The following is a 21853-nucleotide window of genomic DNA, read 5'->3' as shown; positions in this document are numbered from 1 at the left end:
AATTCGGCGTCAGCGGCGCCCGAGGTCGCGCTCGAGCACCGGCGCGAGCCGGAAGGGGATGAGCTCGCCCATCGACAGCCACGTCTCGGTGCGCTCGACGCCGTCGCAGGCGAGCACGAGCTTGTTCACGCGGTAGAGATCCTCGGCATCGCGGCACACCACCCGCACGAGCACGTCGGCCTGGCCCGAGAGCCCGAAGGCCTGCACCACCTCGGGGATCTCGCGCAGCTGCTCGACCACCGAGTCGATGCGGGGCTGGTCGACGTGCGTCGCCATGAACACGGTCAGCGGGTAGCCGAGCGCTGCCGCGTGGAACCTGCGGTCGAAGCCCTGCAGCGCATCCGACGCCTCGAGTGCGGCGACCCTGCTCTGCACCGTGTTGCGGGCGAGGCCCAGGCGCTCGGCGATCGCGGCGTTCGTGATCCGGGGCTGCCGCGTCAGCTCGAGCAGGATCTTGCGGTCTGTGTCATCGACGATGCGCATGCTGCGCAATCTAGCGCACCGCGAGCGGGCACCGGATGCGCGCATCGCGCAGCATGCGTGTCGCTGATTGCGCGAGGTGCATTCCCGCACTAGCGTGAGACGACGATCGCGCGGCGACCAGCCACGTCGATCCGACAGGTGCCCACGAGGTGCTTCGAACAAGGAGGTTCGATCGTGTCGATCACTGTTCCCGCCCCCGACCCCGCGCTCGCCGTCGGACTGGACCACCCGCTGACCGTGCTCGACCTCGACGGCACCCGGCTGCCGAACGAGCTGCTGGATCCGCACCTGACCGACATCGACGAGTCGGCGCTCACGAACCTCTACGTCGACATGGTGCGCGTGCGCCGCCTCGACACCGAGGCCTTCGCCCTCACCCGCCAGGGCCAGCTGGTCCTGTGGCCGCCCCTGCTGGGACAGGAGGCCGCGCAGGTGGGCCCCGCCCGCGCGCTCGGCGATCGGGACTGGGTCTTCGGCTCCTACCGCGAGCACGGCTTCGCGCTGCTGCGCGGCGCCGACATGGCCGAGTTCGCGCGCATCTGGAAGGCCTACGCGCACAGCGGCTGGGATCCCCAGGAGATCCGCATGGCTCCCTCGCAGATCATCATCGGCGCCCAGTCGCTCCACGGCGTCGGCTACGCCATGGCGGCGAAGATGGATGGCGCGGACGAGGTCGCGCTCACGGCCTTCGGCGACGGCGCCACGAGCGAGGGCGACGTGAACGAGGCGCTGGTGTGGGCCTCGACCTTCCAGGCGCCCGTCGTCTTCCTCTGCCAGAACAACCAGTACGCGATCTCGGAGCCCGTCGCACTGCAGTCGGGCGTGCCGCTGGCGCTGCGCCCGACCGGCTTCGGCATCCCCTCCCTGCGCGTCGACGGCAACGACGTGCTCGCGATGCACGCCGCCGCGCGCATCGCCATCGAGCGCGCTCGCAGCGGCGGAGGCCCCACCTTCATCGAGGCCGTCACCTACCGGCGCGGCCCGCACACCACGACGGACGACCCGAAGCGCTACCGCGACGACGCGGAGCTCGAGGCGTGGGTGGCGAAGGATCCGATCGACCGGGTCGAGCGCGCCCTGGAGCGCATGGGCGCCAACATGGAGGCCGTGCGCGCGGAGGCGAAGATCCGCGCCGACGAGCTGGCCAAGGAGTTCCGCGCTGCGGCAGAGCACGCCGTGCCGCCGCGCGCGGAGGAGATCTTCGACAACGTCTACGCGCAGCCGTCGAAGCGCCTCGAGCGCCAGCGCCTCGAGCACCGCGCGTTCACGAGCAGCATCGAGGGGCAGGCATGAGCGCGACCATCACCGAGCAGGCGGCGCAGGGCACCGCGACCGAGACGCTGACGCTGGCCAGGGCCGTCAACGGCGCGCTCGCCGACTCGCTCGACGCCGACGACCGCGTGCTGCTGATGGGGGAGGACATCGGCAAGCTGGGCGGCGTCTTCCGCGTCACCGACGGCCTGCAGGATCGCTTCGGACCGCAGCGCGTGATCGACGCGCCGCTCGCGGAGTCGGCCATCATCGGCACGGCCATCGGCATGAGCTATCGCGGCTTCCGCGTGGTCGCCGAGATCCAGTTCGACGGCTTCATCTACCCCGCCTTCGACCAGATCGTCGCCCAGGTGGCGAAGCTGCGCTACCGCTCGGGCGGCCGCGTGCCGATGCCGCTGACGATCCGCGTGCCCTTCGGCGGCGCGATCGGCTCGGTGGAGCACCACTCCGAGTCTCCCGAGTCCTACTTCGCGCACACGGCCGGACTCCGCGTCGTGACGGCATCGACGCCGCAGGAGGCCTACTCGACGCTCCGCGCCGCCATCCGGAGCGACGACCCGGTGCTGTTCTTCGAGCCGAAGGGCAAGTACTACACGAAGGGCGAGGTCGACCGCTCGATCGTGCGCGACCTGGAGACGGCCAACGTCGTGGCGAGCGGTCGTGACGTGACGATCGCCGCCTACGGCCCGACCGTCGACACCGCGCTGCGCGCCGCGATCGCCGCCGCCGACGAGGGCATCGAGATCGAGGTCATCGACCTGCGCTCCATCTCGCCGCTCGACGTCGACACCGTCGTCGAGTCCGTGCGCCGCACCGGGCGCCTGATCGTCACGCACGAGGCGCCCGCCGAGTCGTCCGTCTCGAGCGAGCTCGTCGCCTCCGTCGCGGAGCGCGCGTTCCAGCACCTGGAGGCCGCTCCGGAGCGCGTCACCGGCTACGACACGCCCTACCCGCCGTCGGCCGTCGAGCACGACTACCTGCCGAGCATCGACCGCCTGCTGGACGCGGTCGATCGCACGCTCGGGCGCCGGAACTCGCGCACCGACCTCGACTACTCGAGCATCGCATCCGCCACCGACGCCGTGGGAGGCGCCCGATGAAGACCTTCCTGCTGCCCGACCTCGGCGAAGGGCTCGAGGACAGCGAGATCGTCGCCTGGCGCGTCGCCGAGGGCGATGTGGTCGAGCTGAACCAGCCGCTGGCCGACATCGAGACGGCGAAGGCCGTGGTCGAGCTGCCGAGCCCCTACGAGGGCCGCATCGCCAAGCTGCACGCCGGCGAGGGCGAGACGGTCGACGTCGGCGCGCCGCTGATCGACTTCGACCTGGGCGACGGCGGCGGCGGCGCGAGCACGGCATCGTCGGCGGATGCGTCGGGGGCCGTGAGCGAGCCGGTCACGGATGCGCGCGGCCCCGTCGGTGCAGAGCCCGACGTCGTGAGCGCGCCCGCCTCGGCGCCCGAGACGAACATCGCTGCGCAGGCGGAGGCGGCGAGCCCGAGCGCCGACGCGGCTGCCGACGCGAAGCCCGAGAAGGTCTCGGTGCTCGTCGGCCACATCACCGTGCACGGCGGCAAGCCCACGCGCGCGCGCCGCACGTGGGAGGTCGAGCCCTTCGAGCGCGCCGAGCGGCGCGGCCCCAACCGGGCGATGCCGCCGGTGCGCAAGCTCGCGAAGGAGCGGGGCATCGACCTGCAGGCGGTGCGCCCGAGCGGCGCAGGCGGCCTCGTGACGCGCGCCGACGTCGAGGCGGCGGGCACCGCATCCGCCGCCCCTGCGGCCCAGGCGGCACCGGCATCGACCCGCGAGCGGGTGACGGGCCTGCGCAAGCACACGGCCGCGGCCATGACGCGGTCGGCGCTCACGGTGCCGCACGCGGCGACATTCCACCAGGTCGACGTGACCGAGACGCTCGCGCTCGCCAAGAGCGGCGAGGCCTCGTTCCTCGCGCTCGCCAGCCGCGCCATCCTGCTCGCTGCGAAGCGCTGGCCCGACGTCACCGCGGCGTTCCACGCCGACACGAACGAGCTCGAGCGCTTCGCGCACGTGAACCTGGGCATCGCCGTCTCGACCGATCGCGGGCTCGTCGTCGCCTCCGTCGACCAGGCGGAGTCGATGGATGCGGTGGAGCTCACCGCCGAGATCAAGGACCGCGCCGCGCGTGCCCGCGAGGGCACGCTGTCGATGGCGGAGCTCAGCTCCTCGAACATCACGATCTCGAACGTGGGCGTCTTCGGCGTCGACGGCGGCATCCCCATCCTGAACCCGGGGGAGTCGGCGATCATCGCGCTCGGGGCGATCAGGAAGCTGCCGTGGAACCACGGCGGCGAGATCGCGCTGCGCGACGTGTGCACCGTGACGGTCTCCTTCGACCACCGCGTGCTCGACGGCCGCGAGGCGGCGGGCTTCCTCGCCGACATCGCCGCCGTGCTGGAGCGCCCGAGCCTCGCGCTCGCGCGCTGAGCCGGTGCGGACGACGACAGCCATCAGCATGAACGTGGCACGGTAGGGGCATGCAGCAGCTGACGACCAGCGTCGATCCGTCCTCCGAGGCGGCACGGGCCAACCGCGCCGCAATGGTGGCGCTCGTCGACGAGCTGCGCGAGCGGCTCGGGATCGCGGCGCTCGGCGGGCCGGCCAAGAGCCGCGAGCGGCACGTCGCGCGCGGCAAGCTGCTCGCGCGCGACCGCATCGACGCGCTGCTGGATCCGGGCAGCCCGTTCCTCGAGGTCGCGCCGCTCGCCGCGTGGGGCGTCTACGGCGCACCGGCCGAGGGCGAGGCGGGCGATGCGCCCTCCGCGGGCGTCGTCGCCGGCATCGGGCTCGTGCACGGCAGGCTCGTGATGGTGATCGCCAACGACGCGACCGTCAAGGGCGGCACCTACTTCCCGCTCACGGTCAAGAAGCACCTGCGGGCGCAGCAGATCGCGCGCGAGAACCGGCTGCCGTGCATCGCGCTCGTCGACTCGGGCGGCGCCTACCTGCCGATGCAGGACGAGGTGTTCCCCGACCGCGAGCACTTCGGCCGCATCTTCTTCAACCAGGCGCAGCTCTCGGCGCTCGGCATCCCGCAGCTGGCCGCCGTGCTGGGCTCGTCGACCGCCGGCGGCGCCTACGTGCCCGCGATGAGCGACGAGACGGTGATCGTGCGCGACCAGGGCACCATCTTCCTCGGCGGGCCGCCGCTCGTGAAGGCCGCGACCGGCGAGGTGATCGACGCCGAGTCGCTCGGCGGCGGCGTGCTGCACGCCGAGGTCTCCGGCGTCGTCGACCACCTCGCCGAGGACGACGCGCACGCGCTCGAGATCGTGCGCGACATGGTGGCGTCGCTGCCGCACGAGGATCGCGGCATCGCCGGCGTCCGTCCCGCCCCTCCGGCGACCCTCGGATGGACGGCCTACGCGCCGATCCCCGAGCAGGATGATCCGATCGCTCCGGCCGTGGACCCCTCGACGCTCTACGACGCCATCCCGCCTGACCTGCAGACCCCCTACGACGCGCACGAGATCATCGCGCGCATCGTCGACCGCAGCGAGTTCCACGAGTTCAAGGCCGGCTACGGCGACACGCTCGTGACGGGCTTCGCCGAGCTGCACGGCCACACCGTCGGCATCATCGCCAACAACGGCGTGCTCTTTTCCGAGTCTGCGATGAAGGGCGCGCACTTCATCGAGCTGTGCGACCAGCGCGGCGTGCCCCTCGTCTTCCTCCAGAACATCACCGGCTTCATGGTGGGCTCCGAGGCCGAGCGCGGCGGCATCGCCAAGCACGGCGCCAAGATGGTCACCGCGGTCGCCACGACGCGCGTGCCGAAGCTCACCGTCGTCGTCGGCGGCTCGTTCGGCGCCGGCACATACTCGATGTGCGGCCGGGCGTACGACCCCAGCTTCCTGTGGCTGTGGCCCAACGCGCGCGTCTCGGTCATGGGCGGGCCGCAGGCCGCCTCCGTGCTCTCGACCGTGAAGCGGGAGCAGATCGAGGCCGCGGGCGACGAGTGGTCGGCGGATGCGCAGGACGCGTTCGAGCGCCCGGTGCGCGAGCAGTACGAGCGGCAGGGCAACCCGTATTACGCCTCCGCCAGGCTGTGGGACGACGGCGTCATCGACCCGGCAGACACCCGCCGCGTGCTCGGCATGGCGCTCGACGTCGTGACCGCCGTGCCGCTGCCAGAGCCGCGCTTCGGCGTCTTCAGGATGTGATGGAGCCCGTGATGTTCACGAAGGTCATGGTCGCCAACCGCGGCGAGATCGCGATCCGCATCGCGCGCACGCTGCGCGAGCTCGGCATCGCCTCGGTCGCCGTGCGCGCCGAGGACGACCCCTCGCCCCACCCCGGGCACTTCGACGAGGTCGTCTCGCTCGGCTCCGGGCCGCTCCGCGAGACCTACCTCTCGATCGAGAAGGTCATCGAGGCGGCGCGATCGACGGGCGCGGAGGCGATCCACCCCGGCTACGGCTTCCTGTCGGAGAACGCGGCCTTCGCGCAGGCGTGCGCCGATGCCGGCATCGTCTTCATCGGCCCGCCCGCCTCGGCCATCGAGACGATGGGCGACAAGATCTCCGCCCGCCACGCCGTCGAGTCGCGCGGCGTCTCGACCGTGCCGGGCATCGCCGAGCCCGGCCTCGACGACGACGCGCTCATCGCGGGCGCCGAGCGCGTCGGCTTCCCGGTGCTCATCAAGCCGGCCGCCGGCGGTGGCGGCAAGGGCATGTACCGCGTCGACGACGCGGCGGAGCTGCCGCACGCGCTCGCCGCCGCGCGCCGCGAGGCCGCGGCGTCGTTCGGCGACGACACGCTCTTCATCGAGCGCTTCGTCACGAACCCGCGCCACGTCGAGGTGCAGGTGCTCGCCGACGGCCACGGCGGCGTCATCCACCTCGGCGAGCGCGAGTGCTCGCTGCAGCGCCGCCACCAGAAGGTCATCGAGGAGGCCCCGAGCGCCCTCCTGACCGAGGCGCAGCGCGCCGCGATCGGTGCTGCGGCGGTGGAGACGGCGCGCTCGGTCGGCTACGTGGGCGCGGGCACCGTCGAGTTCATCGTCGCGGGCGATCGCCCCGACGAGCCGTTCTTCATGGAGATGAACACGCGCCTCCAGGTCGAGCACCCCGTGACCGAGATGGTGACGGGCGTCGACCTCGTGGCCCAGCAGCTGCGCATCGCGGCAGGGGAGCCGCTCGCGCTGGCGCAGGATGCCGTGACGCTCACGGGTCACGCGATCGAGGCGCGCATCTACGCCGAGGATCCCGCGGCGGGCTTCCTGCCCACGGGCGGCAAGGTCATCGACGTCGTCTGGGCCGGCTCCGTCACCCCCGACGTCGAGGTTCGCGTCGACGCGGGCGTCGAGCATGGCACCGAGGTGGGCTCCAGCTACGACCCGATGATCGCGAAGCTCATCGTGCACGCGCCCACTCGCGAGGCGGCGATCGACGGGCTGCGCGAAGCGCTCGCCGAGTCGTCGGTCCTGGGCGTGACGACGAACCGTGCCTTCCTCCGCGCGCTCCTCGACGAGCCGAGCGTGCGGGCCGGCGAGCTCGACACGGGCTTCATCGATCGTGAGGGCGAGCGCATCGCCGCTGCCCGCGTGCCGAGCGCGGTGCTGGCCGCCGTCGCGGTGGGCGAGGTGCAGATCGGTCCGCAGCGATTCGGTGCGTGGCGGGCGGATGGCTGGCGCATCGGCGGTGCGGTCGGTCGCCGCACGCGGCTGCGCGACGGCGACGGCGTCGCCTCCGTGCAGGTGCTGGGCGATCGCACGCGCGTCGAGCGCGCCGACGGCACCGTCGACGAGCTGCGGACGCCCGCAGACGCCTGGGTGCGACCGAGCGCCGAGGGCACGTGGGTGCCAACCCGCGATGGCGACTTCCTGGTGGAGGCGCCCCCGCGCATCCGCCGAGGTCGCGGCGCGGCCGAGCCGACGCTCGCCTCGCCCATGCCGGGCACCGTCGTCGCCGTGCACGTCGCCGACGGCGACGCGGTCGCGGCGGGGCAGCCGGTGATCAGCGTCGAGGCCATGAAGATGGAGCACGTGCTGCGCGCGCCCGTCGCCGGCACCGTGCACCTGGCTGCCGCGAGCGGCGAGCAGGTCACGCGCGGGCAGGAGCTCGCGACCGTCACGCCGGAGCCCGGCGAACCGCAGCAGGAGCAGGCATGAGCGACAGCACCGCAGACCGGACGGAAGAGCACAGCGACGCGACCGAGCGCCGCATCACGCAGCGCGGCCGCTACTTCGACGAGCTCGAGGAGGGCGTCGTCTACGAGCACCGACCCGGTCGCACGATGACCGAGACCGACAACGTGCTCTTCACGACCCTGACGATGAACGCGCAGCCGCTGCACCTCGACCGCGCCTGGAGCGAGTCGAGCGAGTTCGGCGAGCCGCTCATGAACTCGATGCACACGCTCGCGACCATGGTGGGGCTCTCGGTCGGGCAGCTGACGCTCAACACGATCGTCGCGAACCTCGGCTTCAGCGAGGTGAGCTTCCCCGCCCCGGTGCGGCACGGCGACACGATCTACTGCGAGACGCGGGTGACCGGCAAGCGCGCGTCGCGGTCGCGCCCGGGGCAGGGCATCGCGACCTTCGAGCACCTGGCGCGCAACCAGCGGGGCGAGGTGGTGGCGAAGGCGGTGCGCACGGTGCTGATGCAGGTCTCGCCCGGCGCTGCCGGCGCGGCGGCGGCGACGAGCGGCGACGACGCCGCGGTCGGCGGCGAGGCGCGCGCATGAGCACCGGCGAAAGCACGGACCGTGGCACGAGCGCCGGCGCGGGGCTGGCGACGCTCGGCATGGGTCCGGCGCTGCTGTTCTGCCCCGGCGACAGGCCCGACCGCTTCCAGAAGGCTGCAGAGCGGTCGGATGCGGTGATCCTCGATCTCGAGGACGCCGTGGGGGAGAGCACCAAGGCGGCCGCCCGCGTCGCGGTGCGCACGGCCGACCTCGACCCGGCGCGCACCATCGTGCGCGTGCAGGACGCATCCGCCGCCGGGTTCGCCGACGACCTCGCCGCGGTCGCGCAGTCGGCGTTCCGCACCGTCATGCTCGCCAAGGCGGAGTCGGCGGCGCAGGTCGACCGCGTCGTCGCGGCGGTGCCCGGCGCACGCGTCGTGGTGCTCGTCGAGACCGCGCGCGGGGTGCTCGCCGTCGAGTCGCTCGTGGCGCACGACGCGGTCGTGGGCGTCATGTGGGGGGCGGAGGATCTCGTGGCCTCGCTCGGCGGCACGTCGAGCCGCGACGACGCGGGCGCCTATCGCGACATCGCCATGCACGTGCGCAGCCGGGTGCTGCTCGCCGCGGGCGCCTTCGGCGTGACGGCGGTCGACGCGATCCGCACCGACATCGCCGACGCGGAGGGCGCGCACGCCGAGGCGCTCGACGCCGCCGCGAGCGGCTTCGGCGCGAAGGCTGCGATCCACCCGAGCCACGTCGAGCCCTACCGCCGCGCGTTCGCGCCGACGCCCGCGCAGCTCGACCAGGCGCAGCGGATCCTCGCCGCGGCCGCGGCGACGCCCGGCGTGTTCTCCTTCGAGGGGCGGATGGTCGACGAGCCGATCCTGCGCCACGCGCGCAGCGTGGTGGCCAGGAGCGAGGGTGCCGCGACCGACCGCTGAGGTGCCGGGGCTCGTCGCCGACGATTGATAGCCTGGCGCTGACGAGCCTGGGAGAGGTGCAGTGGGACGACACCGGTCTGGCCCCGAGCCGGCGCAGCACCTCCGACGTGCCAGTGGCGGTGCGTCGCGGTGGCTGCCGGAACCGGATGAGGAGCTCGGCTCGGGCGTCATCGCGCGGCCCGCGGTGCGCGAGCGCGACGCGCGGCGCCGGCTCGGCGGCGGCCACGGCCACGCCCACGCCCATGGAGGAGGTGCCGACTCGCTCGTGCTCGGCGTGCGCCCGCGCCTGATGCTGTGGCTGGCGCTCGTGCCGCTGCTGCTCGTCACGGTCGTCGGGATCGTCGCGCTGTGGCCGAGCGCCGCGGCGCTGCCCAACCGCGTGCCCTACTTCGGTGAGGGCGTCAGCTCCACGCACGCCACCGCATCCGGCGTGCCCGACCCCGAGACCTCGCTCGTCGAGGCGCGGCTGGACGACGGCACGGGGATCCAGGTGGTCGTGCCGCCGGAGGCGATCGCCGAGGTGGGGGAGGGCGACCGGCTGCGCGTGTTCGACGTGCCGGAGGCCGCGGGCTACGGCAGCAGCTACATCTTCATCGACTTCGCGCGCGAGATCCCGCTGGGACTGCTCGCGCTCGCGTTCGTCGCCGTCGTGGTGCTCGTGGCTCGCTGGCGCGGCCTGGCCGCCATCGCGGGGCTCGCGGGCGCCTTCGTCGCGATCGGCGGCTTCACCTTGCCGGCGCTGCTCGCGGGGCAGCCGGCGCTGCCGGTCGCGCTCGTCACCGCATCCGTCGTGATGTGCATCGTGCTCTACGTCGCGCACGGCTTCAGCACGCGCACGACCACCGCGCTGCTGGGCACGCTCATCGGGCTGCTGCTGACCGGCGGCATCGCGTGGGCGGCGACCGCCGGCACCCGCATCCTCGGCACGAGCTCCGAGGAGTCGATGATCCTCTTCCAGCAGGTGGGGCTCGACCTGTCGGACGTGTTCGTCTGCGGCCTCGTGCTCGCCGGCATGGGCGTGCTGAACGACGTCACCATCACGCAGGCCTCGGCCGTGTGGGAGCTGCGCGCCGCGGCACCGGGCGCCAGCCGCCGCGACCTCTTCGGCCGGGCGATGCGCATCGGCCGCGACCACATCGCCTCGACGGTCTACACGATCGCCTTCGCCTACGTCGGTGCCGCGCTGCCGATGCTGCTGGTGCTGTGGATGATGGAGGCCCCCTTCGACGTGCTGCTCACGACCGGGGAGGTGGTCGAGGAGATCGTGCGCACGCTGGTCGGCTCGATCGGGCTCGTGCTCGCGATCCCGGTGACGACGGGCATCGCTGCGCTCATCGTGCCGGGCCCGAGCGAGGAGCGCGCCGGCGACGCCGAGACGGCCGCCGCGACCGCCTGAGCGCTGTGCTCAGCGCGCGGCTCGCTGCTTCGCCATCGCCGCCGCGAAGGCCTCGACCTTGCCCGTGGGCCCGTGCACGAGCACGGTGTCGCCCGGCTCGAAGCGCGTCTCGGCGTTCGCGAGCACCCAGGCGCCGTCGCGCTTGACGGCGCCGATGCCGACCCCGTGCGTCAGCTGCAGCCGCAGCTCGCGCAGCGGCACCGCTTCGAGGCTCGCGGGCATCTGCAGGCGGGCGGTGACGTACCCGGGCTCGATCTCGGTGAAGTCCTCGAGCGCGCCCCGCACCATGTGCGCGACGCGCCGGCCCATGTCGGCCTCGGGCCGCACGACGTGCGTCACGCCCAGCTGCTCGAGGATCAGGGCGTGGCGCTCGTCGCCAGCCTTCGCCCACACCTGCGCGACGCCGACGCGCAGCAGCTGGCTCGTCACGAGGATGCTGGCGGTCACGTCGCTCGAGATCGCGACGACGACGCGGTCGAAGTCGGCCAGGCCCAGCTGCTCGATCAGCTCCGGCCTCGTCGCATCGCCGGCGACGACGGCCGTGAGCCGCCCGTTCAGCTCGTGCACCACCTCCGGGTCGGTGTCGATGCCGAGCACCTCGGTGCCGTGCTGGGCGAGCTCGAGCGCGAGCGCGGTGCCGAAGCGCCCGAGCCCGATGACGGCGATGGACGCGGGGGAGCCGACCGCGGACGGGTCGAAGAGCGAGCGGAGCCTAGCCAATGACGGGCCTTTCCTTGGGCAGCTCGTACGCGAGCCTGCGCGGGCGGAGGGCGAGGGCGGTGGCGACCGTGATGGGGCCGACCCTGCCGAGGAACATGAGGAGCACGAGGATGAGCTGGCTCGGGGTGCCGACGGAGGCCGTGATGCCCGTCGAGAGGCCGACGGTGGCGAAGGCGGACACCGACTCGAACAGCACGCGGTCGAGCTCGAAGCCGCTGAGCGCCGTGATCGTGAGCGTCGCGAGGAAGACGAGGCCGACGGAGAGGAGCACGACGGTGATCGCCTCGCGGTGCACGGCGCGCGAGAGCCGCTTGCCGAAGAGCGTCACGGCCTGGTCGCCGCGCACCTCGGCGAGCACGATGGCTGCCAGCACGCCGAAGGTGGTGATCTTGATGCCGCCGGCGGTGCCCGCCGGGCCGCCGCCGATCAGCATCAGCACATCCATCACGAGCAGCGTCTCGGGCTGGAACTGCCCGATGTCGAGCGCGTTGAAGCCGGCAGTGCGGGTCTGCACGGAGTGGAAGAAGGCTTCGAGGATGCGGGTGTCGGCCGACAGCGGGCCGAGCGTGCCGGGCTGCTCCCACTCGAACAGCGCGATCGCGAGCGTGCCGACGAGCAGCAGCGTCGCGGTGCCGGTGAGCACGATCCACGTGTGCATCGAGAAGCGGCGGGGCGTGCGCGCGTGGCGCAGCACCTGGATGATGACGGGGAAGCCGAGGCCGCCGATGATGGTCGCCGCGGCGAGCGGGAGCAGGATGAGCGGGTCGTCGACGAAGCCCATCAGGTTGTCGCTGAAGAGCGCGAAGCCGGCGTTGTTGTAGCTGGAGACGGCGTGGAAGACGCCGAGCCAGAGCGCGTGCAGGGGATCCTCGCCGCGGCCGAGCCAGAAGCGCAGCCACAGCACGATCGCCACGACTCCCTCGACGACGAGCGCGATCGTGAGGATGCTCACCACCACGCGGCGCACGCTGCCGGGCCCGTCGGTGTGCGCCTCCTGCGCGGCAGCGATGCGCGAGCCGAGCGAGAGGCGTCGCACGACGAAGATGCCGACGAGGCTCGCGAAGACCATGACGCCGAGCCCGCCGAGCTGGATCAGCACGAGGATGACGACCTGGCCGAAGGGCGTCCAGTAGAGCGCGGTGTCCACGACGGTGAGCCCGGTCACGCACGCTGCCGAGACAGCCGTGAACAGCGCCTCGATCCAGGTGGCCCCGCCGTCGCCGGTGCGGGCGACCGGCAGCATCAGCAGACCCCACCCGACGAGGTTGAGCCCGACGAACCCTGCGAAGATGCGCCGAGCGGGGTGCTGTCTTCCCCAGAGGTGGATGAGCCCGTGACGGGGCCTGCGCGTCTGCACGAGCGATGAGCATACGCCTGCCGAGCGCGTGCCGCGCACAGCCTCGATGTGACAGAGCACGCTCTCGTCATGTACTGTGGTGGGGTTGCCCGGGGAGACCCGCTGGCAGCGATCTGGGTCTGTGGCGCAGCTGGTAGCGCACCTGCATGGCATGCAGGGGGTCGGGGGTTCGAGTCCCCCCAGATCCACCAGAAACCCCCGTCTGACCGGGGGTTTTTCCGGTCGGCAACTCGATCCGACGGGTGAGCGAGACCACTTTTCGGGCTCTTCTTCGAGCTCTCGTCGGTCGGGTGCCCCAATCTGCCCTAAGCGTTCCCAACGCTTCCTAAGCCTTCGCCGACGGTCCCGGGGCCCCCGCAGATGTACGTAACGTGATCAACGTTCCTGCCTCCTTGACCGAAACGACCGCCGTGCGCATCGACCTCTACGAGTGCTCCCCGGGTGTGCTGCTCGACGAGCGAGAGGTCGCGTCCGCCTTGCACGTCAGCCGGAAAACCCTCCAGTACTGGCGCGCCAGGCACCGAGGACCGCGCTTTCGCCGCATCGAGGGCCTCGTGCGCTACCGCGTCGGAGACCTCGTGCAGTGGCTGGAGGAGACCCGTGGCTAGGCGCCGCATCCCGCTCGGCACCTTCGGCGCCATCCGTTGCTACAAGACCGAGGATGGCCGCTACAAGGCACGTGGACGCTTCCACGAGCTGTCGGGCGAGTACAGCAGCCCTTCCGCGATTGCAGACACGCCGGCGGAAGCCGAGGAGCTGCTCCGTGCGCGAAAGGCCGTTCGACCGTACGGCATGGTGAGCATCCACCCGGACACTTCGGTCCTCCAGGCCTCCATCTGGTGGCTCGAAGGTTTGCGAATCTCGAACCGCGTCTCAGCCGCCACGCTCGCCAACTACAGGGGCGACGTGCAGCACGTCAACCGCGCCCTCGGGGGCGCCCGGCTGAGCGAGCTCACCGTCGCGACCGTCGACGCCATCATCCGCGCGCTTGCCGCAGACCAGCCGCAGACCGCTATCCGAGTGCGGAAGACCCTCAGGTTGATGCTCGACGAGGCCGTGCGCGTCGGCGCGATGCGCACGAACCCCGTGCACTCGGTGCGCCCTCCGCGGGTGCCCCCGAAAGAGCCGTACACCCTCGAACCAGCGCAAGCGCAATTCCTCCGCGGGGCTTACCGGGACTGGCTTGCCCAGCGGAAGAAGCCCGGGCCCGCGCCCGACCCCCGCGTCCCGGCGATGCTCGACGTGATGCTCAGTGTCGGTCTGCGCATCGGCGAGCTGCTCGCCCTGCGGCATCGCGACGTCGACCTAACATCGACGCCGCCAACGCTTGTTGTGGCGGCCACGCTAGTGGTCGACGAGAAGGGCGCGCCCAAGTGGCAGGCCAACCCGAAGGCGCGGCGTCAGCGTCGGGTGCTGGTGCTGCCCGACCTGGCAGTTGCGGCGCTGCGTCCCTACGTGCTCGACTCAGCGAGCACCGCGCCCGTCTTCCCGAATCGGCACGGCGCCTGGCTGCGGCCGGGCAACGTCCGGCGCATCCTGCACAATTTTCGAGACGAATGGAGCGCGCAGCTTGAGACAAACGGCATCGAGCACAACCGCTTCACACCACACCTTCTGCGGCGCACGCTCGCGACGATGATCGCGAACGAAGCCGGGGTGGACCGCGCGAAGGAACAGCTCGGCCATGCCTCGGTCACGACCACCGAACGCCACTACATCACGCCGCCGCGCCTGGTCGGAGAGCACACAGCAGACCTCATCGACTCCATGTTCGATGTGCTCGACGCCGCGGAGCCGCCTGACGACGAGGACGAGAGCGCGCGCAACTAGGGAAGCGAGCTAGAAGATCGCCATGGAGACCACTCGGGAACCGGAAGCTGCGTCTGGACCTGAAGCTGCGCTCTTCCTCGCGGAGCATCTCGGCCGACCCCTGCTCGCACGGACCGTGGGGGTGAAACGCCGAACCCTAGCCAACTGGCTGGCTGGTCGCGCGGACCCGTCTCCTCGGTCCCTAGAGCAGTTGCACGTCACGCTGGCGACCTGGGAAACCGTCGCCACGATCGAGGCGCCCGAGGTCGTCAGGGCATGGTTCATGACGATGCAGGACGCGCTGGACGACTACTCTCCAACGGACATCATCGCGGCTGGTCGCGGTGCCGACGTCGTTGCCGTCGCACGCGCGTACGTTCAACGCTCCTGACTCGCCGTGTTCAGTGCAACGGAGGAACCCGCTGCGCGTCGTGGTGACGCCCTATCTGGGCAACGACGGGCCACCACCGGCACCCGCCAGCGAATCGCTAATCTGAGCGGGTGTGGGAAGACAGCTGGGCACAGCCCGCGGTGGCATGGCTCGTGACGCCGACGGTCGTGACTGGCGGGCTCCTGGCGCTGACGCGCCTTTACGATCCGCCGACCCGATGGGCACGGAAGATCAAGTCAGACATCACGATCCTGAGCGGTCTCGCCGACGACGCGGAAAAGGACGCCTGGCAGGCGTCGATCGATCAGCAGGCCGCGAGAATCCGCGAGTACCGGCGCGCGTTCGTCGGTTGGACACTCTTCTGGAAATGGTTCGTGGTCGGCTGCGTAGCCATGGCTGTCCTTGGCCTCATCCTGTATCCACCAGTGAACGAGGCCGGGCAGCCCGCCGGGTGGGGGCCTGCGGATTACATAATGATCCTTGGCGGGCTCTACTTGAGCGTTATCTACGTCGTCGCAGTGAGTGCCGGGCACGACTTTCTCGGACGGTCGCCCCGCGAGCTTCTGCTCCTCCGCCGCCTGCGTCGGCACAATCGTCGTCACCGCAGGCTGCTGCGGGTGACGCGCGCGACACGTGGCCCGGTTCGACCGAGCGTTGAGCGTGGAGTCTCGTGGCTTGGGTTCAGGACTCAGGTGGATGAATTCGGGCAATGGATGAGGGATCCCGACCTGCGGGGATATGTGCGCAACGCAGGCTTCGTCTCGGCGGACATCCGTGGACGCTACTACGCAGACCTCAGGCGGCGCGGCGTGCCTATTCCCACGTGGCCCGCTGTGGGCACAAGGGGTCTGTCCGCGTCAATGCACACCGCGAAGCCGAAGGATGCACGGGGGTAGCGGAAGCTCATCAAGCGTCGCGATAGAGGTTGACGCCCGAGTACCTAGAGAATCGCGGGCGGCGGAGGCAGGTTGAGCTCCACCGGGCGGACGCGCCGCAGGGGCTGCCGCCGGAACTCGACACGTACGAATCGAAGCCACCGGAGCACGCGACGCTGTTGTCCCGCTCGGAACAAGGGATCGATGACCGCTCGCCTCGTCGGCGCCGTGCGCGGTTGCCCCAGCGAACTTCCCCGCTGCGTAGGTGGTCGCTCCTACCCTCAGGGTATGGAGCATCTCAAGAAGGATCTCGGTCAGCTGAAGAAGGGGGCGACGGTCGTCGTCACCCTGCGTCAGCAGGCTAACGTCCTGCTCATGGACGCGTCGAACTACCGCGCCTACGCCGCAAGTCGAGGCGGTAGGTTTCGATACACCGGCGGCCTCATTAAGAGGAGCCCGGCGAGACTCACGGTCCCCTCCAACGGGCACTGGTATCTCGCTATCGACCTCGGCGGAGCGAAGGGCCGCATCAACGCAACGATCGCGGTCGAGTCCCCGCCTCGCGGGAATCTCCCGGAGTACCGGACGGCACCGAAGCCAGGGGTGTCGGGGCAAGTCTCCGTTCGTCGCCCGCTTCCGCCGGAATCGGAGGACTTTTTCGACGGACGCACCTGGGACGTGTTCCTTTCGCATGCCAGCGAAGACAAGGGTGCAGTCGCACTCCCTCTCGCGCAAGCGCTTCAGGACAGAGGCGTCTCGGTGTGGTTAGACAGGGCCGAGCTGCGAATCGGCGACAGCCTCCGACGTCGCATCGACCGAGGACTCCGCAGCAGCCGGTTCGCTGCCGTGGTCCTAAGCGAGGCCTATTTCTCGAAAGGGTGGCCACAGTACGAGCTCGATGGCATCGTCACCCTGACGGTGGGCGGACAGCAGAACCTCCTTCCTGTCTGGCACAACGTCGACCACGACGCCGTCGCAGCGCACAGCCCGTCCCTTGCCGACAAGTTCGCTCGATCGACAAGCGACACCTCGATCGCTGAGATCGCGGCAGAGATTGCGGAACTGGTGATCGATGCTCGTGAACACCAGCAGACGGATTGACCCTTGCGAGTTCGGAGGGACTCGTCCGACAGGGGATTCGGCACTGATTTGAGCAGGGTTGGCCTCGGGGAGGCACGCGTGCGGTGGTAGGGGAACGAGGATTCGGTGGCAATTGGATCGGTCCGAAGTTTCGACTGCGACCATCCGGGCGCATAAACAGAAGGGCACCACACTTCATCGGGCGGACCGCGAACTGACATGTACTCGCTCTCGACCTTCCACTTCCGCGCGGTCACGAACGCAAGGAGCCAGGCGAGGACGTGCAGTGGCGCGACTAGGTGTTGCTGGCCATGACGTGGTTGACGTTTCTTGGGGTGGCGACGCAGACGGGTACGCTGAGCCGTATGTCGAGCCCTGAATCGGACACTCAGTGGCTTTCGGTCACTCCGTCAGCCCCTCACCTCCGCTGAGTCCCTAGCTCTCTACTGATCAGTGCTGCACGCAGCACGACATTCGGGTGTCCTGCGGGTGCTGACCGTGGTGACGAGACGTTCTCTTGTTCGTACTCTCGCTTCGGAGCTATCTCGATGCCTTTCGCTCTCTATCTTCTTGCCCTGGTGGTCTTCGCCATGGGTACTTCCGAATTCATGCTCGCAGGCCTCGTGCCCGACATCTCCACATACTTTGATGTTTCCGTGGGGACCGCTGGTCTCCTGACCTCGGCATTCGCCGCGGGGATCCTTTCCGTCGACGCAAGGCGATGCGATCACGTAGGTCATGGCAGACAGGCTAGACATTGAACTCGAGTTCAACGTCTAGCCTCCGAAGGTGCGGATCTCCGAGGTATCGAGGCTGAGCAGCGTGCCCGCGAGCACGCTGCGCTACTACGAGCGCATCGGGCTGATCGCGTCTGAACGAGAGCACAACGGGTACCGCGACTACGACGCGCAGGTGCTCGATCGACTGGCCCTCGTCGTCGGTGCCAAGCAGCTCGATCTCTCGCTTCCGGAGATCGCCGATCTGCTGGGCGCGGTCGAGGGCGACACGTGCACGCAGGTGCGCGATTCGCTTCGCCCCCGGCTGGCCGAGCGCCTGCGCAAGGTCGACGAGCGCCTCGCGACGCTGCAGCGCCTGCGCGGTCGGCTCGTCGCAGCATCACGCCGCGTCGACGCATGCCCCGACAGCGGCGACCGGTGCCACTCGGAATGCATGCTGCTGCGCGATCGCGCATGCGATGCGCAGCCCGGACGCTCTGGGATCGGCCGATGATCGCCCGCCTCGTCGAGGCATGGGACCGGCATCAGGTACCGCTCTACCTCGCCGCGATCGCTACAGGCGCCGCCGCAGGCCTTCTCGCACCCCACCTCGCCCCGACTCTCGAGCACGCGATCGAGCCGGTGCTGATGCTGCTGCTGTTCGCAACCTTCCTCGGCGTTCCCCTCATCGAGGTCGGACGCTCGTTCAAGGACGCCCGGTTCCTCGTCACCGTGCTGCTGACAAACTTTGTCATTGTTCCCGCGATCGCCTGGTCCCTGTCTCGGTTCGTCGCCGACGATCGAGGCCTGATGCTCGGCGTGCTGCTCGTGCTGCTCACGCCCTGCATCGACTACGTCATTGTCTTCACCGGCCTGGCCGGCGGCGCCCGGGCACGCCTGCTCGCCGCAGCACCCCTGCTGATGCTCGTGCAGATCCTCCTTCTGCCGCTCTACCTCCTCCTCTTCGTCGGCGCCGACGTGCTCGACGTGATAGACATCGCACCATTCGCCGAAGCGTTCCTGCTGCTCATCGTGATCCCGCTCGCCTCAGCCGCCATTGTCCAGGCGATCGCACGACGCCACCGCGCTGGCCGAGCGATCGAGACCGCCATGGCCGGCGCAATGGTGCCCCTCATGATGCTGACCCTGGCAGTCGTCATCAGCTCGCAGGTCGCCGCCGTCGGATCACAGCTCGGCGCGCTCGTCCGCGTCGTTCCGCTGTACATCGCGTTCGTCATCGTGGCAGTCGCGATCGGCGTCTTCGCCGGCCGCGCAGCACGCCTCGACATCCCCGCAACACGAGCGGTCGCCTTCTCGCTCGCAACCCGCAACTCGCTCGTCGTGCTGCCGCTGGCGCTTGCCCTGCCGACAAGCCTCGCGATCGCACCACTCGCCGTCGTCACGCAGACCATCGTCGAACTCATCGCGATCGTCATCCTCGTCCGCCTCGTACCCAAACTCACTCCTCACCCCACAGCATCAATCCCCACCTGAGTCAGCGCCGGCGACAGGCCTCTATCGCCGCGCCCTACGAGCACAACTGGGCATGGTGCACTGACCGGTTGAGACCGCGTTCGTTTTCGGTGGCTGTGCCGGTGGCGTCCGCTTTGTCAACGTCTGGACGTGCAGCGCGTCGGTTATGATGTGCGTTCGAGAGCGCCTGGGTCCGGAAGAAACAGCTCGAGTGTCCACGACGCCGTCATGAGAAGCGCGCCGAGGGTCCGGCTACAGCCAGGAGTGCAGCAACGAGCGCCACAGCTGCGTAAGAGCCCATGCCTAGGGCCGCAACTGGTCCGAGCGCCGGTCCGAGCGCTGCCGCCAGAGTCATGGGTGCGGCGAAGACGCCGTTGAAGGATCCGTAGTTGCGGGTGCACTCGCGCTCGCACTGCCACCGTCGCTGTCGATCGCCTCCCAGACAGTCGTCACGCAACCCAGGTCGAGCTCGTCGCTATGGTCGTGCTCGTCCGTCGAGCTCCCAGGCTCGCGCCGCAGCCACCGGTGGCTCACGACGTACGTTGAGATCGCCGATCTCCAGTCGAGTGGACACGTCTCACGAAGCGATCTACTCCTGCGTGAGTTCGCGAAGGGGTCGGGCGTCCTCACCTCATAAGCGGGGTCGCGCGCAAGCCAAGGCACCCCGGTTCGTAAGTCACTATTCAGAGGCGACCCGACTATCGCTGCAGCGCTGCTTGAATCGCCGTCTCGATGTCGCTCAGCTGCGATAGTTCGAGCCGCTCGTCGTCGATGAAGATCGTGGGCGTCCGGTCGACACCGAGTTCGATGCCGGCCTGGAAGTCCTGGTCGATGCGGTTCAGCGTCGCCGGATCTGAGACAGCGGCGTCGTACGCCGCCATGTCGAGGCCCTCGTCCTCGGCGTAGCCGCGGAACCGGTCAGCTTCTGAGGCCTGCCTCTCTCCCCATTGGGCTTGCGTCTCGAACATGCGCTGGTACATCGCCTCGAATGCGCCCTGTTGTGCAGCCGCTTCGACGGCGATGGCGGCATTGACGGAGTTCGAGTGCCCAAGTAGCGGGAAGTATCGAACAGCGAATGTCACCTCGCCGTCGTACTCCTCACGGAGCTCTTCCATCGTTGGGTACACGGCGCCGCAGACCTCACACTCGAAGTCGAGGAACTCGACTACGACCGGAGCGCCGGGGCCCGCGTCGTTCAGGATGTGCGTCGAGTCAAGTACTAGCGGTGGCAGCGCTGACGGGGTCGCGAGCGTATCGCCCGGCTCTTCGCTCGAGAGCGGCGGCTGACCGTTCCCCTCCCAAGGCCGAACGACGAGCAGCAACGCGCCGACAAGGACGGCCACGGCCGCGACGATGATCGAGACTGCGACGACGGGTCGGGTGCGCACGCGTCTCACGCTACCGTCGCCTCGTGCTTGCCCGAGGCGCAACAGGCGTCCGAGCAGCCCCCGCTATCGTCATCGCCGAGCGAGGGCGCGCAGCACAGCTCGCCACGCCACGCCTCGATACCCTCGCGCACCGCGAGCCCCGCCACGACGAGGGCAGCGACCGAGTCAGCCCACCACCAGCCGACGAGAGAGTTCGCCAGCAGGCCGAGCAGCACCGCCGCGGACAAATACGTGCACACGAGCAGCTGCTTCGCGTCGGCCCGCACGCTCGCAGAACCGAGCTCCTTGCCCGTGCGCAGCTCGAACCAGGCCAGCGCCGGCATGATGACGACGCTTAGTGCGGCAATCCCGATACCGATCGGGCTGTGCTCGACCTCAACCGCGCCCACGAGCGAGAGCACAGCGTCGATCGAGACGTAGGCAGCGAGAGCGAAGAAGGCGATCGCGACGACCTTCACCGTGACTCGCTCCCACCGCTCTGGATCCTTTCGGGTGAACTGCCAGGCGACTGCCGCCGCCGACATGACCTCAACCACCGAGTCGAGGCCGAATCCGATCAGGGCGGCAGAGGAAGCCACGGATCCCGCCCAGATCGCGACGATCGCCTCGATGACGTTGTAGGTGATCGTGAAGCCGACGATCCATCGCACTCGCCGGCGGAGGCGTGCACGCCGGTCCACGGTCGCGGCCGTAGTCATGCTGACGCCTCGCAGCAGCCAGCGACGGGGCACGCCGAGTCCATGCATGGCGCACCCTCGTTGACCGCGAGCGTCACCGCCAGTAGCGACTCGATCGCCTGCGTCAGATGCGGGTCGGCTATCTCGTAACGCGTCTGGCGTCCCTCCGGCTCCGCAACGACGATCCCGCAGTCGCGAAGGCATGCGAGATGGTTCGAGACGTTCGTGCGAGACAGGTTCAGGTTGCGCGCGAGCACGGCCGGGTATCCGGGCTGCTGCAGCAGCTGCAGCAGGATGCGAGCCCGAGTCGGGTCCGCCATCGCGCGGCCCAGGCGGTGCATTACGTCGAGGCGGTCGCGAGTAGTCAGCATGCGATGACTATACATCGACGACTGACCTGCACGTCGCTGGCCGCAAAGGACCGATTGCCAGATCAAGGCGGCGCTGCTGCGCCGAACTCAGTCGGGCGCGTGCCGGGTCCGCGCCCGCGACGCGATGCCTCTCGCAAGGAGTTTGCCTCTCCGTTACCGTTCCGTTACATTGGGCGGGATCGCGCTTGCGGCATCAACACGAGTAAGAGCAGTCGCCCTTGCGGGTTCTCGAAGCTCGATACC

At 69.9% G+C, this 21853-nt stretch carries 21 protein-coding genes, 1 tRNA gene and 1 pseudogene; 17 read left to right on the top strand and 6 right to left on the bottom strand.

The features are described 5' to 3' along the window. Positions 1-9: 9 nt before the first annotated feature. Entirely contained in the window at positions 10-483 is a 474-nt protein-coding gene (locus AA0Z99_RS06005) for an Lrp/AsnC family transcriptional regulator (protein WP_413320403.1), read from the bottom strand. Positions 484-657: 174 nt separating this feature from the next. Between AA0Z99_RS06005 and AA0Z99_RS06000 the strand changes: the two genes are divergently transcribed. The 8 genes from AA0Z99_RS06000 (at position 658) to AA0Z99_RS05965 (ending at position 10753) form a co-directional block, all read left to right on the top strand. Next, positions 658-1776: a thiamine pyrophosphate-dependent enzyme gene (locus AA0Z99_RS06000; protein WP_413320401.1), complete on the top strand. Its 1119-nt coding sequence runs from the start codon at positions 658-660 to the stop codon at positions 1774-1776. Further along, positions 1773-2855, top strand: a complete 1083-nt coding sequence (locus tag AA0Z99_RS05995) for an alpha-ketoacid dehydrogenase subunit beta (RefSeq protein WP_413320399.1) — start codon at positions 1773-1775, stop codon at positions 2853-2855. Before AA0Z99_RS06000 ends, AA0Z99_RS05995 begins: the two co-directional genes overlap by 4 nt. Further along, the gene (locus tag AA0Z99_RS05990) at positions 2852-4216 is read left to right on the top strand and encodes a dihydrolipoamide acetyltransferase family protein (protein WP_413320397.1); all 1365 of its coding nucleotides are present in this window, start codon (positions 2852-2854) and stop codon (positions 4214-4216) included. The genes AA0Z99_RS05995 and AA0Z99_RS05990 overlap by 4 nt, the downstream gene beginning before the upstream one ends. Before the next feature lie 50 nt (positions 4217-4266). Then, positions 4267-5952 (top strand): carboxyl transferase domain-containing protein, encoded by a 1686-nt coding sequence (locus AA0Z99_RS05985; RefSeq protein WP_413320395.1) that lies wholly within the window; start codon positions 4267-4269, stop codon positions 5950-5952. After that, entirely contained in the window at positions 5952-7901 is a 1950-nt protein-coding gene (locus AA0Z99_RS05980) for an acetyl/propionyl/methylcrotonyl-CoA carboxylase subunit alpha (RefSeq protein WP_413320393.1), read from the top strand. The genes AA0Z99_RS05985 and AA0Z99_RS05980 overlap by 1 nt, the downstream gene beginning before the upstream one ends. Then, entirely contained in the window at positions 7898-8476 is a 579-nt protein-coding gene (locus AA0Z99_RS05975; protein WP_413320391.1) for a MaoC family dehydratase, read from the top strand. The genes AA0Z99_RS05980 and AA0Z99_RS05975 overlap by 4 nt, the downstream gene beginning before the upstream one ends. Continuing rightward, on the top strand, positions 8473-9357 hold the full coding sequence (locus AA0Z99_RS05970; protein ID WP_413320389.1) for an HpcH/HpaI aldolase/citrate lyase family protein: 885 nt from the start codon (positions 8473-8475) through the stop codon (positions 9355-9357). Before AA0Z99_RS05975 ends, AA0Z99_RS05970 begins: the two co-directional genes overlap by 4 nt. 61 nt (positions 9358-9418) lie before the next feature. Continuing rightward, a complete protein-coding gene (locus AA0Z99_RS05965) occupies positions 9419-10753 on the top strand; it encodes a YibE/F family protein (protein ID WP_413320387.1) in 1335 nt (444 codons plus the stop codon). 9 nt (positions 10754-10762) lie between these two features. Here AA0Z99_RS05965 and AA0Z99_RS05960 read toward each other — a convergent pair whose 3' ends face one another. Next, positions 10763-11473 carry a potassium channel family protein gene (locus tag AA0Z99_RS05960; RefSeq protein WP_413320385.1) on the bottom strand — a complete coding sequence of 237 codons (711 nt, stop codon included), beginning with the start codon at positions 11471-11473 and terminating at the stop codon, positions 10763-10765. Continuing rightward, complete coding sequence (locus AA0Z99_RS05955; protein ID WP_413320383.1) at positions 11466-12830, bottom strand: TrkH family potassium uptake protein; 1365 nt, start codon at positions 12828-12830, stop codon at positions 11466-11468. The genes AA0Z99_RS05960 and AA0Z99_RS05955 overlap by 8 nt, the downstream gene beginning before the upstream one ends. A 115-nt stretch (positions 12831-12945) precedes the next feature. On the opposite strand from AA0Z99_RS05955, the gene AA0Z99_RS05950 reads away from it, so the two are divergent. The 9 genes and pseudogenes from AA0Z99_RS05950 to AA0Z99_RS05910 all read left to right on the top strand — a co-directional run bounded on the left by AA0Z99_RS05950 (position 12946) and on the right by AA0Z99_RS05910 (position 19195). Further along, positions 12946-13021, top strand: a tRNA-Ala gene (locus AA0Z99_RS05950). A gap of 201 nt (positions 13022-13222) precedes the next feature. Next, positions 13223-13438: a helix-turn-helix transcriptional regulator gene (locus AA0Z99_RS05945; protein ID WP_413320381.1), complete on the top strand. Its 216-nt coding sequence runs from the start codon at positions 13223-13225 to the stop codon at positions 13436-13438. Then, on the top strand, positions 13431-14660 hold the full coding sequence (gene xerC, locus AA0Z99_RS05940) for a tyrosine recombinase XerC (protein WP_413320379.1): 1230 nt from the start codon (positions 13431-13433) through the stop codon (positions 14658-14660). The genes AA0Z99_RS05945 and xerC overlap by 8 nt, the downstream gene beginning before the upstream one ends. A gap of 22 nt (positions 14661-14682) precedes the next feature. After that, on the top strand, positions 14683-15030 hold the full coding sequence (locus AA0Z99_RS05935) for a helix-turn-helix domain-containing protein (RefSeq protein WP_413320377.1): 348 nt from the start codon (positions 14683-14685) through the stop codon (positions 15028-15030). A gap of 152 nt (positions 15031-15182) precedes the next feature. After that, positions 15183-15926, top strand: coding sequence for a hypothetical protein (locus AA0Z99_RS05930; protein ID WP_413320375.1), 744 nt, complete (start codon positions 15183-15185; stop codon positions 15924-15926). Between the two features lie 267 nt (positions 15927-16193). Continuing rightward, on the top strand, positions 16194-17006 hold the full coding sequence (locus tag AA0Z99_RS05925; protein WP_413320373.1) for a DUF1883 domain-containing protein: 813 nt from the start codon (positions 16194-16196) through the stop codon (positions 17004-17006). A 527-nt stretch (positions 17007-17533) separates the two neighbouring features. Beyond that, positions 17534-17689: pseudogene (locus AA0Z99_RS05920) on the top strand (Cmx/CmrA family chloramphenicol efflux MFS transporter); the annotation flags it as partial. Positions 17690-17774: 85 nt separating this feature from the next. Further along, the gene (locus AA0Z99_RS05915) at positions 17775-18215 is read left to right on the top strand and encodes a MerR family transcriptional regulator (RefSeq protein ID WP_413320371.1); all 441 of its coding nucleotides are present in this window, start codon (positions 17775-17777) and stop codon (positions 18213-18215) included. Further along, complete coding sequence (locus tag AA0Z99_RS05910; protein ID WP_413320369.1) at positions 18212-19195, top strand: arsenic resistance protein; 984 nt, start codon at positions 18212-18214, stop codon at positions 19193-19195. Before AA0Z99_RS05915 ends, AA0Z99_RS05910 begins: the two co-directional genes overlap by 4 nt. A 677-nt stretch (positions 19196-19872) precedes the next feature. On the opposite strand, the gene AA0Z99_RS05905 is transcribed toward AA0Z99_RS05910, so the two are convergent. The 3 genes from AA0Z99_RS05905 to cmtR are packed head-to-tail and all read right to left on the bottom strand — an operon-like array spanning position 19873 to position 21610. Further along, a complete protein-coding gene (locus AA0Z99_RS05905; protein WP_413320367.1) occupies positions 19873-20562 on the bottom strand; it encodes a DsbA family protein in 690 nt (229 codons plus the stop codon). 5 nt (positions 20563-20567) lie between these two features. Further along, positions 20568-21260, bottom strand: coding sequence for a cation diffusion facilitator family transporter (locus tag AA0Z99_RS05900; RefSeq protein ID WP_413320365.1), 693 nt, complete (start codon positions 21258-21260; stop codon positions 20568-20570). Next, positions 21257-21610, bottom strand: coding sequence for a Cd(II)/Pb(II)-sensing metalloregulatory transcriptional regulator CmtR (gene cmtR / locus AA0Z99_RS05895; protein ID WP_413320363.1), 354 nt, complete (start codon positions 21608-21610; stop codon positions 21257-21259). The genes AA0Z99_RS05900 and cmtR overlap by 4 nt, the downstream gene beginning before the upstream one ends. Positions 21611-21853: the final 243 nt, after the last annotated feature.

Source organism: Agrococcus phoenicis, assembly GCF_047302415.1.
GTDB lineage: Bacteria > Actinomycetota > Actinomycetes > Actinomycetales > Microbacteriaceae > Agrococcus.
Note: the sequence above shows the minus strand (reverse complement) of the source record. Positions and strands in the feature narration are given on the sequence as shown.

What these genes read in the sequence shown, in the direction of transcription:
- AA0Z99_RS06005 (WP_413320403.1), bottom strand. Translation starts at nt 483, where the DNA reads ATGCGCATCGTCGATGACACAGACCGCAAGATCCTGCTCGAGCTGACG.
- AA0Z99_RS05995 (WP_413320399.1), top strand. Translation starts at nt 1,773, where the DNA reads ATGAGCGCGACCATCACCGAGCAGGCGGCGCAGGGCACCGCGACCGAG.
- AA0Z99_RS05990 (WP_413320397.1), top strand. Translation starts at nt 2,852, where the DNA reads ATGAAGACCTTCCTGCTGCCCGACCTCGGCGAAGGGCTCGAGGACAGC.
- AA0Z99_RS05985 (WP_413320395.1), top strand. Translation starts at nt 4,267, where the DNA reads ATGCAGCAGCTGACGACCAGCGTCGATCCGTCCTCCGAGGCGGCACGG.
- AA0Z99_RS05980 (WP_413320393.1), top strand. Translation starts at nt 5,952, where the DNA reads ATGGAGCCCGTGATGTTCACGAAGGTCATGGTCGCCAACCGCGGCGAG.
- AA0Z99_RS05975 (WP_413320391.1), top strand. Translation starts at nt 7,898, where the DNA reads ATGAGCGACAGCACCGCAGACCGGACGGAAGAGCACAGCGACGCGACC.
- AA0Z99_RS05970 (WP_413320389.1), top strand. Translation starts at nt 8,473, where the DNA reads ATGAGCACCGGCGAAAGCACGGACCGTGGCACGAGCGCCGGCGCGGGG.
- AA0Z99_RS05935 (WP_413320377.1), top strand. Translation starts at nt 14,683, where the DNA reads ATGGAGACCACTCGGGAACCGGAAGCTGCGTCTGGACCTGAAGCTGCG.
- AA0Z99_RS05925 (WP_413320373.1), top strand. Translation starts at nt 16,194, where the DNA reads ATGGAGCATCTCAAGAAGGATCTCGGTCAGCTGAAGAAGGGGGCGACG.
- AA0Z99_RS05910 (WP_413320369.1), top strand. Translation starts at nt 18,212, where the DNA reads ATGATCGCCCGCCTCGTCGAGGCATGGGACCGGCATCAGGTACCGCTC.
- AA0Z99_RS05900 (WP_413320365.1), bottom strand. Translation starts at nt 21,260, where the DNA reads ATGACTACGGCCGCGACCGTGGACCGGCGTGCACGCCTCCGCCGGCGA.
- cmtR (WP_413320363.1), bottom strand. Translation starts at nt 21,610, where the DNA reads ATGCTGACTACTCGCGACCGCCTCGACGTAATGCACCGCCTGGGCCGC.